Origin of the sequence: Sorangium sp. So ce119 (assembly GCF_051524405.1) — a bacterium.
Classification (GTDB): Bacteria; Myxococcota_A; Polyangia; order Polyangiales; family Polyangiaceae; genus Sorangium; species Sorangium cellulosum_G.
The window spans coordinates 3177357-3196477 of record NZ_CP150310.1; the positions used below are offsets into that span (position 1 = coordinate 3177357).

The following is a 19121-nucleotide window of genomic DNA, read 5'->3' on the forward strand; positions in this document are numbered from 1 at the left end:
TAAGTCGGCGCGACGGCACAAGATCCGGAGCCGCTGGCGAGCGCCGCTGTCGCCCTGTCGCCGCCCGCTCCGCGCTGTTTCGCGCCGCTCCCCTCGGTTCGCCGCCGGTCCGCTCCGCGCTGCGCCGTCCACGCCTCAGGCGCGGAGCGCATCCCAGAAGGTGCGCAGATCCTCCGAGAGGGGCGCCTCGACGCGCACGCGCTCGCCTGTCACCGGATGGGTGAGCTCCAGCAGCGCGGCGTGGAGGGCGTGACGGTCGAGCTCGAGCGCGCGGCGGTCCTCGTCGGTGAGCACGCCGTCAGCGCCGCGCGCGAACATGCCCTCGTCGGGCCCGTAGAGCTTGTCGCCCACGAGCGGCAGGCCGCTCGACGCCAGGTGGACGCGGATCTGGTGCTGCCGGCCGGTCTCGAGCGTGCACTGGACCAGCGCGTAGCGGCGGCCGGTGAGGGGATCGGCGCGGCGGCCCAGCACCTCGCACGCAGTGGCGGAGGTGAGGCCGCGGCCCGGCGGCGCGACGCGCATCTTGACCTTGTAGCGGCTCGTGGTGTCGAGCTCGAGCGGCAGCTCGACGCGGAAGGTGTCGTGCTCGGGCCAGCCCCAGGTGATCGCGGCGTAGCGCTTGGTGACGCTCGTGCGCTCCTCGAACTGCGCCTTCACCCGCCGATCGGCCTCGGGCGTGCGGCAGAGGAGGAGCACGCCGCTCGTCTCGCGGTCGATCCGGTGGGCGAGGAACAGCCGCTCGCCGGGGCGCGCGGCCTCCATCATCTTGATGACGGTGCTCTTGTGGTACCGCGCCGTGGGGTGCACCGGCAGGCCCGGCGGCTTGTTGACGGCGAGCAGCGCGTCGTCCTCGTGGACGACCGGGATCGGGGTGTCGGGCGCCTGCTCGTCCCACGGCTCGCGCCAGAGGAGGATGCACTGCTCCGGCCGCACGCGGTCGCTGCCGCGCAGGCGCCGCGCCTCGGGCGAGTAGGCGCCTCGGGCGACGATCTCGGCGGCGCGCGTGCGGCTCGTCCGCTTGAGCTGGCTCTGGACGAACCGGTCGAGGCGCATGCCCGCCGACTCGGGCGGCACGCGCAGGACGGTGACGACCGACCCTTCGGGCACCTCCGCCGGCCGCACCACCGGCGTGCCGCGGCCGAAGGGGCCGCTCGTGCCCGCGAGCTCCCGCGCGCTGATCCTGGTCATGGGTCGAGGTTGCCGTACGCCTTTAGCAAAAGCGCCGGCGGGGTGCGCGGAAAAGGCGGCCGGCGGCGGGCGCAGCGGAGCAACGCGGCGGCCGCCGGGGGGCCGCGCCGGGGCGCGGCGGCGCGGCCCGACGCGACGCTCACAGGGGGTCGATGATCTCGCAGGGGAAGTCGAACGAGACGCCCTGCGTCGCGCTCTTGAGGCGCTCGCAGGCGTCGCCGACGAGGACGAGCTGGGTGGAGCTCTCCATGTACCAGCCGTTCTGCTCGTCGTAGGGGACGGGCGCGCCGTCGATGAGCACCTGGCCCTCGGACGCGTGCGCGAGATCGACCTCGATCGATCCCTGGAGGTCGAAGGTGCAGCTCTTCGCGCCGGAGATGGCGGCGTTGAGCTCGTTCTCCAGGGCGGTCGCGTTGGTCGGGTCCGGCGTGTAGACCATCGCGGTGCCGCCGACGTCGGCGTAGGTGCCCGCGCCGGTGAAGCAGGATTGCTGCGTGTCCCGGGGCCGCTGGACGGGCTGGCCGGCGCCTGCGTTCGCCAGGTCCTGGAGGTGCTCCGCGAACGAGCCCTCGCCGAGGCCGAAGACGAACGTGCCGATGCCCTGCTCGTAGGCGGACTGCACCGCGCCTACGACGTCGTCGCGCGCGCACGCGGCGGGGCCGTCGTCGCAGCGGTCGGGCTCGCCGTCGGTGACGAAGAGGATGTACTTGGGGCCGGGCTCTCCGAATGCGACGAGCTCGGGGATGATCTCCTCGTTGAACGTCATGCCGGTCGGCGTCTCGAGCTTCTGGCCGGGCCTCATGGAGGCCTCGTCGTACGCGGCCGCGATGTCGGCGTGGTTGTTGAGCGCGATGACGTCGGCCCCGGTGAGCAGCGGGCACTGGGAGGGCGCGATCCCCGTGAAGGTCAGGAACCCGAAGCGGACCTTCGTCTGCAGGGTCTCGACGACGCTGAGCACGGCGGTCTTCAGCGGGTCCCAGAACCCGCTGTCGTACATGCTGCCCGAGCGATCGACGACGATCATGACGGTCGGCGTCTGCGGCTCGAAGGCGATGTCGAGCTGCTGGCACCCGCCGCCGTCGCCGCCGCCTCCGCTGGTAGCGACCAGGCTGCCGCCGCTGCCGACGAAGATGGGCTCGGAGCCGCCGGTGTTGTCGCCGCTGCTGCTGCTGGTGGCGCCGCCGCCGCCGCCGCTGCCGCCGGACGCGCCGGAGCCCTGGGACGAGGATGTGTCGCCGTCGCCGCCGCCGCAGCTCACGGCGATGCCGGCGGAGAGGAGGGCGAGGAACAGAGAGATCCTGGGGAAGATAAGGGTGCTTCTCACGAGCAAAACGATACACAGGCCGGGGCGGCGTGTCTTGGCCGGGCACGGCCCCGCGGCGAATGTGGCGCGGACCGGAGTTTGCCCCCGGTGATGCCGCGCCGCCGCCGCGGCGACACCGGACGGTGAAACACGCGCCGTCGCCCGCCCGCCCGATGGCGACGGACGCCCATGGAGCTCCCCGGGAGCCCCGCCCCCGATGTACGGAAGCCGCCCCGTGCGCCCCCCGGTTCGTGCTACACACGGCGCCCGCATGGACATCCTCTTCGCTGCTTCCGAGATCGCGCCCATCGTCAAGGTCGGCGGGCTGGCTGACGTCGTGTCGTCGCTCTCGAAGGCGCTCCGGCTGCTCGGCCACAAGGTGACGATCGCGCTGCCGCGCTACCGGGCGCTCGAGTCGAGCGGGCTGATGATGGCGCGCCGCCTCACCCCGATGCCGCTCGAGGTCGACCCGCAGATCGCGCCAGGGCCGATCCCGGTGACGCTCCTCGACGGGCGGCTCAGCACGGGCGTGGAGCTCGTCGTCCTCGATGTACCGGGGTTCCACGATCGATCCGGCATCTACGGCGAGGACGGGCGCGACTACGAGGACAACGCGCGCCGGTTCTCGCTGTTCTCCCGCGCCGTCGTCGAGCTCGTCCGCCAGCGCGCACGATCGGGGTCGCCGTTCGACATCGTCCACGCCCACGACTGGCCCACCGCCATGGTGGCGTACCTGCTCCGCCACCAGCCGTCTGTGCCCGGTCGGACGGTGCTCACCCTCCACAACGCCGCGCACCAGGGCCTCTTCCCGAAAGAGACGCTCCCGTACCTCGGCCTCGACGACGACCACTTCCGGCCCGACCGGCTCGAGTTCTACGGCCAGCTCAACTTCCTGAAGGGCGGCATCCTCGCGGCCGACGCGCTCACCACCGTCTCGACCACCTACGCGAACGAGATCCTCACGCCGAAGCAGGGCGAGCGGCTCGACGGCGTGCTCCGCACCCGCGCGGGCCAGCTCACCGGCATCGTGAACGGCATCGACTACGCCGTCTGGAACCCGATGACCGACCCGGCCATCATCGCGCGCTACGACGCCGAGGACGTGAGCAACAAGGGCCGCTGCAAGAGCGCCCTGCTCCAGGAGCTCGGGCTCGAGATCCGGCCGGATCGCCCGCTGCTCGTGTCCATCGGCAGGGTGGTCGCGCAGAAGGGCAGCGACCTGCTCGCCAGCGCCATGCCGAAGATCCTGAAGAGCGACGTCAGCGTCGTCGTGGCCGGCGAGGGCGACCCCGAGCTCATGGAGAAGCTCACCGCGGCCGCGGCCAAGGCGCCGGAGCGCGCGAAGTTCCTCGGCGGCGTGAGCGAGGCCGTCGTGCACCGGCTCATGGCCGCGGCGGACCTCGTGGTCGTGCCGTCGCGCTTCGAGCCGTGCGGCCTCGTGCAGCTCTACGCGCAGCGCTACGGCGCCGCGCCGATCGCGTGCCGGACCGGAGGCCTCGTCGACACGATCGTCGACCTCGACGCGGCCCTGGAGACGGGCACGGGGTTCCTGTTCGACAAGCCGACCGCGACGTCGCTCCTCGGCGGCGTGCAGCGGGCGCTCGGCGCGCTGACCTCGCCCCGCTGGCCCGCGGTCCAGCGCCGCATCATGCGCCTCGACCTCGGCTGGGACCGCCCCGCGCGCCGCTACGTCCAGGTCTACCGGCAGACCCTCGCGAGCTGAGCGCAGCGCGACCGGAACGGCGCGCTCGCTGGAACGAACGGCGCGCTCGACGGAATGGCGCGCGCCAGGACGGCGCGAGCGACGGGACGTGCCCGACCCGCGCCGGGCGCCGCCCGCGCGACAACATGACGCATTGTCGTGGGGCCGCGGCCTCGCCTATAGCAGCGCCGTGCTGCCCAGAGCCATCGCCTGCGCCGCGGTGCTGCTGTCGCTCGTGGCGTCCCCGACGGCGGCGCGCGCGTCGGCCTGCTGCGGGACGGGCCACGGGGCCGCGCAGTGGCTCGCCCCCTCGGAGCGCGCCGCCGCGAGCTTCTCCCTCCGGCTGACGGAGCAGATCGGGGCGTGGACGGCGGCGCGCGACTTCGCGCCGTCCGGCGAGGGCGTCTACCGCCGCGAGCTCAGGGCCGAGGCCGGGTGGATGGTGCGCGTCAGGGAGCGCTTCCAGGTCGGCGTCTCCGTCCCGCTGATCGCCGCGTGGGGCGGATCCCCCGGCGGCGGGTCCTCCTCGGGCGGCGGGGTGGGCGACGTCAGCGCCGCAGGGCGGATCACGATGGTCGAGGACCACCTGTCGCCGTGGATCCCGGCGGCCGCGTTCACGGTCGGCGCGTCCATCCCGGTGGGGAGCCTCCAGGACGCCGCGGTCGATCCGCTCGGCGTCGACGCGACGGGCCTCGGCGTGGCCGAGATCCGGCCGGGGATGCTCTTCGAGAAATCGTGGGGCTCGTTCCAGGCGCTGCTCGCCGCCTCGGTCAGCGTCCGCACCAGCTACCGTCTGCCGACCGGCGAGCGGATCGCGCCCGGGGACCGCGCGCAGATCCTCGTGGCCGGGGGGCCCGTGTGGTCCTCCGGGGTCTCGCTCGCCGCGGGCGGCCTCTACGAGCGCGAGGGGCCGCCGCGCGAGGACCGCCACCTCATCGGGAGCAAGGTGCGCGAGCGAACGGCGCTGCTCGCCGTGCTGGCGTACGACATCAGCCCGCGCTGGACCGCCGTCGGCAACCTCCAGGCGGACCTGCCGATCGCCGGGATCGGCCGCAACGAGGGCGCCTTCGTCGCCCTGTCCACTGGCCTTCGTCACGTGTGGGGAAGACATGACTGACCATCGCGATCGTCCGTCGACAGCCGTGCCCTCGGGTCGTCGCGCGGCGCGGGCCCGCGCCGCGGCGCTCGCGGCGCTCGCCCTCCTCGCGCTCCACGGCTGCGGAGCGCCGCCCGCGGACGAGGACTCCGGGAGCCGGATGGGGATCGGCCGCAACGGGCGCGTCGAGTTCGCGGTCGAGCCGACCGCGCCGATCGCGCAAGGCAGGAACACCTTCCACGTGCGGCTCACCTGGGCCGATTCGGGGAACCCGGTGAAGCGGATCAGGCTCCGCGTCCACGCCATGATGCTGGGCATGGCCCACGGGGCGTCGACGAGCGACGGCGAGGAGATCGCGCCTGGGCTCTACGAGGTGCCCGACGTCGCGTTCTCGATGGGAGGCCTCTGGGACGTGCAGCTCCGCGCCCTGGACGCGTCCCTCATCGACGAGGCGGAATTCGAGTTCGAGGTGCACTAGGCTCTCGCCCCGTGCGAAATCTTGCAGAGGAGAGGTCCTGCGCGCATCGCGGGTGCAACGGGACGAGCGCGCCGCGGCGACGTGCCCTGGTGGTCTCCGCAGCGGCGCTTCTCTCGGTCGCGGCGGTCGCCGCGCCTGCCTCGGCCAACGGCCGCTTCCCGGCCGCGGGGCAGATCGCGGCCCACCCGAGCGACCCGTCGCGCCTGATCGTGCGCGCCACCTACGGCCTGCTCGCCACGCAGGACGGCGGCGAGCGGTGGCGCTGGATCTGCGAGCCGGTCGTGGGCTTCGGCGACAACGAGGACCCGATGATAGCCTTCCTCGCGGACGGGACGATCATCGCGGGCGTCTTCGACGGGCTCAGCGCGTCGAGGAACGGCGGCTGCGACTGGTCGTTCGCCCCGGGCGACCTCCAGGACCGTTACGTGATCGACCTCTCGGCCGACCGAGAGGACCCGTCCCGGGCCGTGCTCGTCGTCAGCACGGGGCTCGGGTCGGGGCGCTTCCTGACCCAGCTCTGGGAGACGAGCGACAACGCGGAGCGCTGGACCAAGGCGGGCGTCGACCTGCCCGAGGACTTCCTCGCGCACACCGTCGACGCGGCCCCCTCGCGCCGCGAGCGCGTGTACGTGAGCGGCCGCTTCGGCGCGCCCGACTACGCCGGGGCGCTCGAGCGGACCGACGATCGCGGCGCGACGTGGACGCGGCTCGACATCCCGGACAGCAACGACAGGCGCCTGCCGTACCTGGGCGCGATCGATCCCGCCGACCCCGACATCGTCTACGTGCGGCTCGACGGCGAGCCGGCCGACGCGCTGATCGTCTCGCACGACGGCGGGGAGAGCTTCACCACGATCTTCGAGGGCCAGGGCAACCTCCTCGGCTTCGCGCTGTCGCCGGACGGAGGGAGCGTGATCGTGGGCGGCCCGCAGGACGGGATCTGGCGCGCGCCGGCCAGCTCGCTCGAGTTCGAGAAGATCTCGGACGTCGGCGCGCGGTGCTTGACCTGGACCGCCGAGGGGATCTTCGCCTGCGGCGACGAGTTCACCGACGGCTTCACCGTGGGCCGCTCGATCGACGAGGGAGCGACCTTCGCCGCGCTGATGCACCTCGACGGGCTCTGCGGTCCGCTCGAGTGCGCGCCCGACAGCGGCATGGCGTCGACGTGCACCGACCTCTGGGGCGCGACGGAGCTCACCATCGGCTCCCAGCAATGCGGCGGCGACGCCGCGGCGGGCAGCGGCAGCGGCAGCGGCAGCGGCGGAGGCTCCGACCCGCCGCCCGCGGGCGAGCCGGACGGGTGCGGGTGCAAGATCGGCGCGGCAGGAGCTCAGCACGCGACGCCGTCCGGAGGTCGAGCGATCTGGCTCGCGCTCCCGCTCGCCGGCGCGCTCGCGCGGAGGCGGGCTCGGGCGCGCTCTTGCGCGCGCCAGGGGGCCCGGTGACCGGCGCTGGGCGCCGGCTGACAGGCGGCGTGTTGCAGGGCGCCCCAGGGGCGCTTTTTCTTCATAACTGCTTATGGAAGAGCGCTGGCGAACGCCGGTCGATCGGACGGAGTGATCTGGATCGCCGCGGCGCCGTCCCCGGGAGAGCCGGCGGGCAGGACGCGATCGGGTTCGTTTCTGGATCTACGTCATCGCGGGCTGACGTAGACTGACGGTGGCTCGGCTCCGGCCAGCGCGTGAATGGCCCCTAGAGACCTTCCCAAGTCGCCGCTCGCCGCATTCCTCCGCGCCCACGGCGCGGGGATCCTGGAGGCGTGGGAGCGCGCCGAGCGGCGCCGCGCGCCGGGCGAGCAGTCCCCGGGCTACCTCGCCCTGCGCGAGGAGCTGCCGTCGGTCTTCGAGCGCATCGCCGAGCGCCTCGACGCGGCCGTGTCCGCGGCGGTGGTGCCGGAGAGCGGCGAGGAGCGCGACTCGTGGACCGGCGTCGAGTCGCTCGCGGCCGAGTTCCCCGAGCCGCTGCTCGGCTTCCGCGTGCTCGACCGTCTGCGCGACGGGTTCGATCTCGAGGACGTGACCGCGCAGTACTCGGTGCTGCGCCGCTGCGTGCTCCGCGCGATCGAGCGGACCGGCACGCAGCCGTCGTGGCTCGAGATGACCGTCCTGCACGAGGCGCTCGATCAGGTGATCATCGACCCGGCCACGCGGAGCGCGGCGGCGCGAGAGCGCGCGCTCGGCGCGCTCGATCGCGTCTCGGCCGAGGGCATGGGCAACGTGCACATCGACCGGCTCCTCCGGCGGCTGCTCGAGGTGCTCGTCGAGTCGGCGCGGTCGGTCGACTGGGCGGTGATGCTGCTCATCGAGGGCGAGGTGCTGCGGATGCGCGCGGCGATCGGCGTCGACGAGGCGCTGTGGGGCCTGCGCGCGTACCGGCTCGCCGAGGGGTTCATCGGCCGCGTGGTCCGCGAGCGCCGCCCTGTGGCGCTGCGCTCGGCGGCGCCGGATCCGCTCGCCACCGACGCCGGCGGCGGCGCGGCCGGGCCCGAGTCGGGCGCGCAGGGCGAGCGCCCGAGCGACGCGCTCCACGCGCTCTACGGCGTGCCGATGCTCTCGGAGGGGCGGCTCGTCGGCGTCGCGGTCGTGAGCTCGCGCCGCGTGGCGGAGTTCTCCGAGGGCGACAGGCTGCTCTTCCGGAAGGCGGCCGAGCGCGCGGCCGCGCTCGCGACCCAGGCCCAGCTCCGCGAGCAGCTCGCCTCGGAGCGCAGCCGGCTCGAGACGGCGATCCAGCGGCTCCCGCTCGGCGTGGCCGTCGCGGAAGGGGCGTCGGGCACGCTCGCGCTCAGCAACCGGCGGTTCGCGGAGATCGTCCGCGGCCACGAGGAGACGCCGAGCAACGCCCCGCTCAGGACGCTGCTCAGCGAGACGGACGACGACCAGCGCGCGCGCTGGCTGCTCTCCCGGGCGCTGCACGGCGGCGAGACGGTCATCCGCGAGGAGCTCGAGTTCCTCCGGGCCGACGGGGAGCGCCGGCGGGGGAGCTTCAGCGCGACGCCCGTGCGCGACACGGAGGGGCGGATCACCGCGGCGGTGATGGTCGTCGAGGACGTCACGGAGATCCGGAAGGCGGAGCGCGCGCGCGAGCTCCTGACCGAGGCGAGCGCGCTGATGACGGAGTCGCTCGACCCCGACGCGACGGTGGAGCAGGTGGTGCGGCTCGGCGGCGAGCGCTTCGCGGACCTCTGCGCGCTCGACCTCGCCGACGGCGGCGGCCTCCCGCGGCTCGTCGCTGCGGGGCGCCTGCCCGAGGCGCGGGCGCTCCTGCCGAGGCTGCTCAAGCACCCGCCGCTGCTCCTCGGCGAGACCGGCCCGCTGGCCGAGGCCACGGCCCGCAGGGACGTCACCCTGGTCCCGCTGGTGACCGACCCCTGGCTGCAGCGCGTCGCGCGCGGCCCCGAGCACCTGTCCGCGCTGCGGGAGCTCGGCGCCCGCTCGGCGATCGTCGTTCCGCTCGCGGCGCGCGGCCGCAAGCTCGGCCTGCTGAGCCTCTGGACGGTCGAGCGCGAGCTCCGCCAGGACGACATCGGCGCCGCCGCCGAGCTCGGGCGCGTCGCGTCGCTGGCCATCGAGCTCGCGCGGCTCCACCGCGAGGCGGCGCGCTCGAGGTGAGCCGCCCGGGCCGCCGGGCTGCTTGCGTCCCGGCGGCGGATGAGGCGAAGCTCCCGCCCTCGCACGCGACCTTATGACCACGACCAACCAGGAACGTCCCCTCGCTGTGCTCGTCGGAGTGCAGCTCCCCGGCGTCGACGACGTCGAGCACGCCGCCGATCTCGCCGAGCTCGGCCGCCTCGTGCACACGCTCGGCTTCGACGTGATCGCGACCGTGTCGCAGCGGCGCAGCGCGCTCGCGGCGGCCGCGGTGCTCGGGGAGGGGAAGCTGAAGGAGCTCGCGGAGCTCACGGGCGGCAGCGGCGTCGTGCCCTCGGGCGCGCCGGAGCGGAAGAACAAGGCGCGCGCGCGCCGGGCCGCGGAGAGCGGCGAGGACGACGAGGACGGCGAGCTCGACGCGGACGACGGCGAGGACGACGAGGACGGGGCCGCGGCCTCGGGCGCGGGCGGCGCCGGGCAGGCGGCGCGCCGGGCGACGGTCGTGGCGGTCGACCACGACATCTCGCCGAGCCAGGCGCGCAACCTGGAGCGCGCGACCGGCGCGCAGGTGCTCGACCGGGCGGGCGTGATCATCGAGATCTTCCACCGCCACGCGCGGAGCCGTGAGGCGAAGCTCGAGGTCGAGATCGCGCGGCTCAACTACGTCGCGCCGCGGCTGCGCGAGACGGGCGGGGGCGGCGACAGGCAGCGCGGCGGCATCGGCGGCAAGGGCGCCGGCGAGAGCGCGCTCGAGCTCGATCGCCGCAAGATCCGCGACCGGATCGCGGAGCTGAAGCAGGAGCTCGCCTCGGTGCAGCGCGAGCAGTCGACGCGCCGCGCGCTCCGGCAGGGCCAGCGCCGCGTCGCGCTGGTCGGCTACACGAACGCCGGCAAGTCGTCGCTGATGCGGGCGCTGACGGGCAGCGAGGTGCTCGTCGCGGACAAGCTGTTCGCGACGCTCGACACGACGGTGCGCGCGCTCCACCCGGAGGTGCGCCCGCGGATCCTCGTCTCGGACACCGTCGGGTTCATCAAGAAGCTGCCGCACGATCTCGTGGCGAGCTTCCGCTCGACGCTGGACGAGGCGCTCGAGGCGTCGCTCCTGCTCTACGTCGCCGACGCGTCGGATCCGACGTTCCGCGATCAGCTCGGGGTGACGCGCAGCGTGCTCTCGGAGATCGGCGCGAACGAGGTGCCGAGCCGGCTCCTGCTCAACAAGGTGGACCGACTGTCGGAGGACGAGCGGGACGCGCTGCGGATCGAGTTCCCCGAGGCGACGCTGCTCTCGGCGAAGACCCCGGCCGACGTGGCGGCGCTGCGCGAGTCGATCATCGCCTTCTTCGAGGGGTCGATGGTGGAGGCCGAGCTCTTCCTGCCGTACGCGAAGCAGAGCCTCATCGGAGAGATCTACGAGAACGCGCGCGTGCTCTCGGAGGAGTACGGCGACGACGGCGGCCGGCTCGCGGTGCGGGCGCACCCCGCGGCGCTCGACCGGCTGCGCAGCCTGCTCGCGCGCTGAGCGCGGGGGAGCCGCGCGGAGGGATCTGCGCGCGGCGTCAGCGCTGCGCGTGGCGTCGCCGCCTGCGGCGGCGCAGGAACAGGCCGATCGAGAACGCCAGCAGGTGGAGCCCAGCGATCACCGCGACGAGGATCCACCGTTGCACGCGGCGAGCGTAGCACCGCGGGGACGGAGCGCGGGGCGCGCCGGCCCCGCGTGCTACGTTCTCTCGACCCGTCCCGCCGCTCCGCGCCATGACATCCCCCGACGCCGAGCTCGAAGCGATCGTCCAGAGCGGGCTCGAAGCCTACCGCGCCGGGCTGTTCTTCGAGGCGCACGAGCGCTGGGAGGTCGGGTGGCGCGACGAGCCGCACCCGGTGAGGAAGGCGTTCCTCCAGGGGCTCATCCTCGTCGCCGCGGCCATGCACAAGCTCACGCGGATGCAGAGCCCGTCCGGAGCGGTGCGCCTGCTCGGCAAGGCGCACGCCCGGCTCGCGGGCGTGCCGGACGGCACGGGCGGCCTCGCGATCGGGCTCCTGTCCGACGACATCCTCCGCGCGGCGAGCGCCATCGCGCGGCTCGCGAGCGAGGGCAAGACGGAGCTCGACGCTGCGCTTCTGCCCAGGATGGAGGCCCACCGCGAGGTCGCGTCGTCCACACCGACGAGCGCGCGTCCACGCGCGTGAGCGTCTGACCCGAACGGGCGTGCGGTCGAGATTGCGCTTGTCACGTGCGACGAGGGAGGCGGGCGTGACATCGTTTGCCTGGGGTGACGATCGCAGGCGAGCGGCCCTGTGGGGGGATATCGTGGCAGACGGGTACTGTGGAACCGGGGTGGAGGGGACGGCGAACGACGCGCCCCGATCCAAGCTGCAAACCGAAAGGAGCCGCGTGAAACGGCGCAAGCAGATCCTGATCGTGGACGACGACCAGGAGATCCGGGAGATGCTCGAGATCACGCTGTTGGAGGAGGGCTACGACGTCCTCTCCGCGAGCGACGGCGAGGCCGCGCTCGCGCTGCTCGAGCGCAACAGGCCGAACCTCATCCTGCTCGACATGCGCATGCCGGTGATGGACGGCTGGGGGTTCGCGCGCGCGTATGCGTCGTGCCCCGGCCCGCGCGCGCCGATCCTGGTCATGACGGCGGCGGTCGACGCCGGCACCTGGGCCCGCGAGGTGGGCGCGTGCGCGTCGGTCGCGAAGCCGTTCGACCTGAACCGCCTGCTCGACTCGATCGCCGTGCACGCCGGCTCGTCGACGGGATCGAGCCCGGCGTCCGCGTGAACGGGATCGGGCCGGGATGGCGCCCGGCCTGAGCCGCGCGGCGATGGGGGCCGCTGTTCGGCCGCTGCTCGGTGCTGGGGGGCGCTGCTCGGTGCTGGGGGGGCGCTGCTCGGCGATGGGGGGCCGCTGCTCGGTGATGGGGGGCCGCTGCTCGGCAATGGGGCGCCGCTGCTCGGCGATGGGGCGCCGCGGAGCGCGGCCGAGGAGGAGGGCGGGCGAGCGTGGAGCGCGGTCGCTCCGCGGCGGCGGGAGGAGCCGCCGCGGAGCGACGTGGGATCAGCCGCCCGTCGCGCGGCGCATGGCGCACATGAGGTCGCCGCGGCAAGGGTCGGCCGGAGCGCGGCGGTCGGCGGCGCCCGTCGTCGCGGAGCCGGCGTTGCCGTGCTGCGGGGCGGGCGCGCCGGTGACCCGCGCGCGGCCCTCGGGGGCGCGGCGCGCGGCGACGACGGTGCCGGGATCGTCGCCGGGGACGCCGGCGGCCGCGCGCTCCGCCTCGGGGGGCGCCGGCGCGACCTGCGCGCGCTCGGCAGGCTCAGCAGCAGGCGCCTCGGCGCGCGGGAGCCGCGCCTCGATTGAGCGCGTCGCGGCGGCGAGCCCGGCGGTCGCCGGAGGCCCCGGATCGGCGGCGCGCGGCGCCGCGAAGCCCACGGTGAGGGCCGTGACCGCGCCGGCGGCCGCGAGCAGGGCGACGGCCGGGCGGGCGCGCCACGCCCGCCTCGATCCGCCCTGTGCCGGGGCTGCGGGCGCGCGGGCCGACGCGGGCGCGCGGGTCGACGCGGGCGGCTCGCCGAACGGGAAGATCGGCAGGACGTCGAGGACATGGGGAGCGCGGTGCTCGCCGGCCCTCAGCGCGCTCAGGTCGATGACCCCCGAGGACACATCGCGATCGTCGTCCGCGACGTGCGCCGCGGACGGGGTCGTGGCGGCGGCGCTCTCCGTGGTCGGCTGGGCGTCCACCGAGAACGCGACCGAGGTGTCTTCTCCGGGGTTGGCGACAGCGGATCGGTGTTCGTTCCTCCACTCCTTGTGCTGCGTGCTCTTCATGGTTGCTTCTGCTTCAGCCGTATCGGTCGAACGCTGGAGTCGTGACCCACGGGCGGCCGGTCGGCGTGTCCTTTCGTGATTTGGACATGCGAACGCGCGCGCGCTTGGGCCAGGGCGCGCGCCCGCTCGCGTTTCATGGCGGCATCGCAGCTCACCGTGCTCCACGCCGCGCTGCGCGCGCCGTCGTACGCCGCGAGGACGCGCCCGTAGACGAGATCGGGGCGCACCTGAGGCGACGGACGTCGGCGGCGTTCGCGGTCTTGCGAGCGGACTCGCGACGCCCATACTTCGACCGCTCGGATCGCCGAGGGCGTGCAGTCGGCGGGTATCATGACCGCGTGCGCTCGGGGAAGTTGGTTGCGATCGGGGCGTCCCTCGTCGAACAGAAGTTCCCACGCAAACGCGGATCGGATACTTGAGGTGAGATGAAACCTACACGGCTCTTCACGGTTCTGGGGGCGCTGACGTTCCCCCTCGCGGTGGCTCTGGTCAGCAACGGGTGCAAGAAGGAGGAGGAGGAGCTGCCGCCGGTGCCCTCGGCGCCGGCCGTGCCGACGCCGGCCCCGACGCCGACGCCCACGACGCAGATCGTGCCCGAAGAGGACGCCGGGGCGGACGCGGCCGATGCTGACGTCGCGGACGCAGACGCCGGGAAGAAGGTGGTCGGAACGGGCGACCCGAGCGGCATCCGCAAGTGCTGCGCGGCGCTGCGCCAGAACGCGAAGTCGGCGCCCCCCGAGCAGCAGGGCGGCTACCTCGCGGCGGCCTCGGCGTGCGACGGCCTGGCGAACTCGCCGCAAGGCCGGCAGGCGCTCTCGACGCTGCGCGGCCTCCTGCTCGGCGCGCAGATGCCGGCCTCCTGCCAGTAACGGCGAGGCGGGAAGCGAGGCAGCGGGAGAGCTGCGGCGCGGCCCCTCCGCCGGACGTGCTGGCGGAGCGGGCCGAGGCCGAACGGCGGCGGCGGTGCCGTGCGCGTGGCAGCATCAGCCATGCGCGTGACGTCGACGGCGTGTGTGGCCTCAGCCGTGCGCGTGACGTCGACCGTGCGCGTGGACTCAGCCGTGCACGTAGACGAGCGTGCCGCCGCCCTCGATGTTGAGGGCGCCGTGCCACTCGGGCGGGACGGCGGGCTCGGTCCACTCGAAGAGCCAGGCCGCGTCGGCGGGCGCCAGGTTGATGCATCCGTGGCTGCGCGCCTTGCCGAACTCGTCGTGCCAGTAGGCGCCGTGCAGCGCGTACCCTTCGTGGAAGTACTGCGTGTACGGCACGTCTCGCAGGTCGAACGCCTCGGACGCCTCGTCGTCGCCGTCCATCGTGGTCGAGACGTGCTTCGCGTGGATGTAGAACGACCCGCGGACGGTGGCGTCGGTCTCCTCGGGATCCGCCATGCCGCTGCGCCCGCTGGAGATGAGCGCCGCGAACACGGGGCGCGTGCCCTCGTAGGCGACGAGGATCTGGCGGCGGATCGAGATGTCGATCCACTTCTTGCCGTCGCGCGCGAACCCCTGAGGATCCTTGCGCAGCTCGGCGATGACGAGGTGGTCGCCGGCGAGCCATGAGCCCTCGGTCGTCTCGAGCAGCCCCTTCGCGCCGCCGCGCGTGCGGCCGGTGAGCACCCAGCCCGAGCGGAACGGCGCGAGCCCCGCGTCGACGAGCGAGCCGCCCGACGCCGAGGGACGATGCTTGCTCGCGCCGTGGGCGCGGACGAACGCAGGGGCGCCCTTCAGGCTGGGATCGATGCGAGGGTCGGTGCCGTGCGGCGCGGGAGGAAGCTCGTCGGCGGGGGGCTCGGCGATGGAGAACGAGGCGCTCGCGGCGTCGGCGGGGGAAGCGGTCGGGAGCGTCGGGGCACCCGCTGGCGTCGGGGCGCCCGCTGGCGTCGGGGAGGCCGGGGTCGCGCTGGCGGTCGGAGATGCGGTGTCGGGCGGGGAGGCGGGGGCGGCGGCGCTCGCGGGGACCTCGGCGCCCTCGGCGTCGAGGTCCTTGATCACGACGCCGCGAAGCGCGCTGAGGCGCGCGGGGCGGGTGCGATCGAGCGGGATGAGGTCGAGCTCGGTGGTGAGGCCGAAGCGGCGGTTGGACCACTCGAAGGTGGTGATGAGGCCGAAGGCAGAGCTCTCCTTCGCACGGCCGGTGTGCACGGAGTAGTGGAGCTTCTCCTCGGCGCCGTACGGCTTGGGGAGATCCCGGCCGGCGAGCAGGAAGGCCGGCACCGGGTCGAGCGGCAAGGAAGAGGGCGCGACGGCGGCGCGGGCGAGGTGGACGTTGAGCGTGGAGCCCTCGACGCGGCGCTGATCCTCGACCGTGGGGAGCCGGAAATAGAGGTGCGGCGGGGGCGAGCCCGACATGACGTAGTGGTACGGCACGGGCGCTCCACGGCGCGGGCCGCGCACCGCGGCGGCGACCACCTGGTGCTCGAGCGCGAGCGAGGCGCCCTTGCCGACACAGACGTAGCCGCGCGGCGCGATCCGGTACCAGCCGCCAGCGCAACCCTTGGTGCCCGCGGGGAGCTCGGCCCGCTCGACGACCGCGCCGGCGCGCAGGTAGCCGAGCTTCGTGGAGCGCTCGTCGGGGGCGACGTAGATCCAGGTGCGCATCGCGATGCTGGCGATCTTCGCGCCCTGGCCCGGGAGGGTGGCCTCCTTGGGAGAGGCGGAGGCGGCGGCGAGGGAAGGCGAGCCGGGAGAGGGCGAGCCGGAAGAAGAAGCGGCTGCGTTGTCGGGCGACGCGGGGGCGCCGGAAGCGGCGGCTGCAGGCGCGTCGGCGCGGTGGTCATCGGTCGCCCGGCCGGGTGGATCCTGGGCCGGAGAGCAGGCGGCGGCCAGGAAGGCGAGGGCGGGCGCGGAGGTACGAGCGAGGGAAGGCATCGACGCGAGGGCGCAGGCGGAGACGGAGAGAGCAAGGCCGCGGGCGCCTGGGCGGGCGTGCGCGAGGACGCGACCAGCGGGCCACGAGGAGCTGGAGCGCGAGCCGGGAGCCGAGCGGGCGAGGTGTACGCCGAGCGGCGGGGGCGATGCAATCTCCTGCCGCGCGGCGCGGGCGCGGCGGCGGCGGACGGGACAGCGAGGCGGCGCGCTCGCCTAGCGCTTGACCTTCTTCGCGAGCAGGTCGCCCAGCGTGCCGAAGTTGCGCGGAGCGGGCTTGGCGCTCTTGTCGCCCTTGTCATTGCCACCGCCGGAGCGCTCGGCCTTGGCGTACGACTCGAACTGGCCGCGCTCCTCGTCGACGCGGAGCGCGGAGATCGACAGGCGGATCTTGCCGGACTCGTCGACGTTGAGGATCTTCGCCTCGACCTCCTGGCCCACGGTGAAGTGCTTCTTCAGATCGGCCGCGCGAGGCGTCGCCGTCTCGGCCGTCGGGACGAGGCCGCGACCCGAGCGGCCCGACGTGCCGGCGATCTGGACGAAGACGCCGTACCGCTCGATGCCCGTCACCTTGCCCTTGACCCGGGCCCCCTCGACGAGCAGCGGCGCACCACCGGCAGCCGGCGAAGAGACCGCGAGCGGCGACCCGCTGTCGCCGTCATCGCTCGCACGAACGACCACCGGGGTGAGGCGCACCTGGCCGGTGCCGAAGTCGACGCCCGAGACGACCGCAGAGACGCGCGAGCCGACCGAGACCCGGACGTTGCCGTCGCCATCGCTCAGGGCAACGCGCTCGAACATGCCCTCCTGCTTGCCACCGAGATCCGCGAAGACCGCCTCGCGCGCGATCGCGACGACGGTCACCTCGACGGTCTCGCCCGTGTGGTACTGACGGCGGCGCTGCTTGCCAGCCCCCTCGGACTGCTCGAAGAGCGAAGCGAACGATTCCTTGGAGGCGGCGGAAGGGCGCGACGGCGACATGGCGGGACCTCATAGCGCGAGGCGAGGGCGTGAGGAAGGCGGCCGTGAGGGAGAAGCGAGGGGAGAGGGACGGGAGGGGAGGAGAGGCGGACGGGCGGGATGGGGTGGAGGCGCGTCAATGCGATGCGTCGGGCGAGGTGGGCGCGGGGAGGGAGCAGGACGCCGCACCTGGGCCTGGGAGCACACGCAGCGCACTCGCCGGCGCGGCGGGAAGCAGCCGGCGGGGGCAGGAAAGGAAAGGTGGAACCTGCCTGCACCTTCTGCTAGCTTCGCCGGCCGCTGAATCGGGTCGATAGCTCAGTCGGTAGAGCTGCGGACTTTTAATCCGTAGGTCCAGGGTTCGAGTCCCTGTCGACCCACTGAATGATTCCGAGGGGTTAGACGCGAAACCTCAGGAGGAATCGAGGCGGAGGTGGGCAGCGGCGCTGCCCACCCGGGCGTCTGGCGGACGGCGCCCTTGATGGCCGTCTCGCTCAGGTGCGCGTAGCGGTGCGTCGAGGCGATCGACGTGTGGCCGAGGTGCTCGCGGACCTCCTCGAGCGTCCAGCGACGGCCCCACCAGCCAGCGACGAGCGAGCTGGCGCAGCTGTGGCGGAGGTCGTGCCAGCGGACCGGGCGGGTGATGCCGGCGGCGGCGAGGTGGCGGTCGAAGAGGTCGACCTTCTTCTGCTTCCGGCGGCCGGTCGGGAGGGTGACCATCTCGCTGCGGATGAGCGGGGTCTTGCCCTTGGAGACGCGGCCGCCCCGGGCGCCGGGGAAGACGAGGGACTCCGGGTTGTGGGGGGCGTAGCTCGGGAGGAGCGCGAGCCAGCGGCGGCAGATGTCGACGGCGTCGGCGGAGAGGTAGACGCGGCGGATCTTGCCGTTCTTCGGGGGCTGGTTCTTCGAGCCGAAGCGGACCACGACGTGCGGGGCGTCGGCGTCGAGGCGGAGATCGGCGAGCTCCAGGTTGAACTGCTCGCCCTGGCGGAGGCCGGTGAGGAGGGCGAACAGGATGATAAGGCGGTCCGCCTCGGGGATGGCGTCGCTGGTGCGGAGGCGGTGCTGCTCTTCCGGCTCCAGGTAGGTCCAGGGCTCGACGGTGGCGTCGCGAGCGCGGCGCTTGGTGGCCTTCTGGACGCGCTTCTTCAGGGCGGCCACGGGATTCGTGGTGATGTGCTGCGGCATGGCATCGTCGAGCATTTGCCGGAGCAGCCCGATGACCTGCTTGACCGTGGCCGGGGAGATGGGCTTGGGCGCGCGATAGGGTGTTGCGGTCAGCTTCTTCTGGAGGGCGCATATCCAGGCGTCGACGTCGCCCGACGTGATCATGACGAGTGCCATGCTGGCCAGTGGGGAGCTCTCGATATGCGTCCGCCAGCGGCCACGGTCGGTCGAGATGCTGCGCAGGCCGTCGAGGCGCTCCCGGCGGTCGAGCCATTGCTCGCCCCAGGCTCGGAGGGTGATGCCGGCGACGTCGCTGGCGCGCGAATAGACGGCGGCGCGCAGCTCCTCGGCCTCCTCCCCGGTGGCGCAGGAGCCTATCCGGCGGCGCTCGCCGTTGATGGTGATGCGGACCAGATGCCGACCTTTGCGTTGCTCGCCCATGCGGCCCTCAGGGTAGCACGCCGAGCTTCTTCAGCGCGGCCGTGGCCCGCGCCTGCGTCAGCGGAGACGCTGCGGGCAGAGCCGCGGCGCGAGAGGGCCGACGGACCGGGCGAGGGAGCTCCGGCCCGGGATCGTTCGCAGCGGCTTCGATCATGTGCGCGAAGGCGCGGAGGAGACGCGCGAGCTCGCGGGGCGTGAGGGGCCGATCCTCATGCCCGACCAGGTCCTTTCTTGCTGCATCGCCTTTCATCGTCGTTCCCTTGGGTTCGTGCGCGCGTGGCCATCGGAAGCCAGGATGGGTGGCCCCTTCGCCGCCGGCAGCTCGTGCGAGGGGGATCGGCTTGGCCCGCTGTGCATCCGTTCGAGGCGAGCCTGATGCAGGGCCCGCCGAGGTGCACAAAAAGGTAACTCTGGCGCGAGGCATCTCGGTGCGAGGAGCCCTTCTCCACGAGCGCAATAAACCGAATCAGAACGCGAACTTGCGCGCGCGCAGAAAACTCGCCGGGGGC

The 19121-nt window shown here is 73.6% G+C and carries 15 protein-coding genes, 1 tRNA gene and 1 pseudogene; 10 read left to right on the plus strand and 7 right to left on the minus strand.

Features of this window, described 5'->3' with window-relative positions; translation table 11 throughout:
- Positions 1–135: 135 nt before the first annotated feature.
- Positions 136–1188 carry an RluA family pseudouridine synthase gene (locus WME76_RS12035; RefSeq protein WP_437960279.1) on the minus strand — a complete coding sequence of 351 codons (1053 nt, stop codon included), beginning with the start codon at positions 1186–1188 and terminating at the stop codon, positions 136–138.
- 139 nt (positions 1189–1327) lie between these two features.
- Complete coding sequence (locus WME76_RS12040; RefSeq protein WP_437960280.1) at positions 1328–2512, minus strand: vWA domain-containing protein; 1185 nt, start codon at positions 2510–2512, stop codon at positions 1328–1330.
- Between the two features lie 250 nt (positions 2513–2762).
- Between WME76_RS12040 and glgA the strand changes: the two genes are divergently transcribed.
- The 6 genes from glgA to hflX all read left to right on the plus strand — a co-directional run bounded on the left by glgA (position 2763) and on the right by hflX (position 10873).
- Complete coding sequence (gene glgA / locus WME76_RS12045) at positions 2763–4214, plus strand: glycogen synthase GlgA (protein ID WP_437960281.1); 1452 nt, start codon at positions 2763–2765, stop codon at positions 4212–4214.
- A gap of 169 nt (positions 4215–4383) precedes the next feature.
- On the plus strand, positions 4384–5310 hold the full coding sequence (locus WME76_RS12050) for a hypothetical protein (protein WP_437960282.1): 927 nt from the start codon (positions 4384–4386) through the stop codon (positions 5308–5310).
- Positions 5303–5767 (plus strand): FixH family protein, encoded by a 465-nt coding sequence (locus tag WME76_RS12055; protein ID WP_437960283.1) that lies wholly within the window; start codon positions 5303–5305, stop codon positions 5765–5767. The genes WME76_RS12050 and WME76_RS12055 overlap by 8 nt, the downstream gene beginning before the upstream one ends.
- An 89-nt stretch (positions 5768–5856) precedes the next feature.
- Positions 5857–7212 (plus strand): WD40/YVTN/BNR-like repeat-containing protein, encoded by a 1356-nt coding sequence (locus WME76_RS12060; RefSeq protein ID WP_437960284.1) that lies wholly within the window; start codon positions 5857–5859, stop codon positions 7210–7212.
- Positions 7213–7452: 240 nt separating this feature from the next.
- Complete coding sequence (locus tag WME76_RS12065; RefSeq protein ID WP_437960285.1) at positions 7453–9375, plus strand: GAF domain-containing protein; 1923 nt, start codon at positions 7453–7455, stop codon at positions 9373–9375.
- 73 nt (positions 9376–9448) lie between these two features.
- Entirely contained in the window at positions 9449–10873 is a 1425-nt protein-coding gene (gene hflX / locus WME76_RS12070) for a GTPase HflX (protein ID WP_437960286.1), read from the plus strand.
- A gap of 37 nt (positions 10874–10910) precedes the next feature.
- Here the strand turns inward: hflX and WME76_RS12075 are convergent, their stop codons facing one another.
- Entirely contained in the window at positions 10911–11018 is a 108-nt protein-coding gene (locus WME76_RS12075) for an LPXTG cell wall anchor domain-containing protein (RefSeq protein ID WP_437960287.1), read from the minus strand.
- An 88-nt stretch (positions 11019–11106) separates the two neighbouring features.
- On the opposite strand from WME76_RS12075, the gene WME76_RS12080 reads away from it, so the two are divergent.
- Together WME76_RS12080 and WME76_RS12085 are read left to right on the plus strand one after the other, a co-directional pair.
- Positions 11107–11538 (plus strand): DUF309 domain-containing protein, encoded by a 432-nt coding sequence (locus tag WME76_RS12080; protein ID WP_437960288.1) that lies wholly within the window; start codon positions 11107–11109, stop codon positions 11536–11538.
- 205 nt (positions 11539–11743) lie between these two features.
- Positions 11744–12136, plus strand: a complete 393-nt coding sequence (locus WME76_RS12085; protein WP_437290945.1) for a response regulator — start codon at positions 11744–11746, stop codon at positions 12134–12136.
- A gap of 276 nt (positions 12137–12412) precedes the next feature.
- On the opposite strand, the gene WME76_RS12090 is transcribed toward WME76_RS12085, so the two are convergent.
- The gene (locus WME76_RS12090; RefSeq protein WP_437960289.1) at positions 12413–13180 is read right to left on the minus strand and encodes a hypothetical protein; all 768 of its coding nucleotides are present in this window, start codon (positions 13178–13180) and stop codon (positions 12413–12415) included.
- Between the two features lie 425 nt (positions 13181–13605).
- Here WME76_RS12090 and WME76_RS12095 point away from each other — a divergent pair, with 425 nt between their 5' ends.
- Positions 13606–14049 carry a hypothetical protein gene (locus WME76_RS12095; RefSeq protein WP_061613774.1) on the plus strand — a complete coding sequence of 148 codons (444 nt, stop codon included), beginning with the start codon at positions 13606–13608 and terminating at the stop codon, positions 14047–14049.
- Positions 14050–14235: 186 nt separating this feature from the next.
- Here WME76_RS12095 and WME76_RS12100 read toward each other — a convergent pair whose 3' ends face one another.
- Positions 14236–15777 carry a L,D-transpeptidase family protein gene (locus WME76_RS12100; RefSeq protein ID WP_437960290.1) on the minus strand — a complete coding sequence of 514 codons (1542 nt, stop codon included), beginning with the start codon at positions 15775–15777 and terminating at the stop codon, positions 14236–14238.
- Between the two features lie 483 nt (positions 15778–16260).
- Positions 16261–17025, minus strand: coding sequence for a S1 RNA-binding domain-containing protein (locus tag WME76_RS12105; protein WP_437960291.1), 765 nt, complete (start codon positions 17023–17025; stop codon positions 16261–16263).
- Between the two features lie 286 nt (positions 17026–17311).
- Here WME76_RS12105 and WME76_RS12110 point away from each other — a divergent pair.
- Positions 17312–17384, plus strand: a tRNA-Lys gene (locus WME76_RS12110).
- Between the two features lie 169 nt (positions 17385–17553).
- Here the strand turns inward: WME76_RS12110 and WME76_RS12115 are convergent.
- Positions 17554–18612, minus strand: a pseudogene (locus tag WME76_RS12115) (tyrosine-type recombinase/integrase); the annotation flags it as partial.
- Positions 18613–19121: the final 509 nt, after the last annotated feature.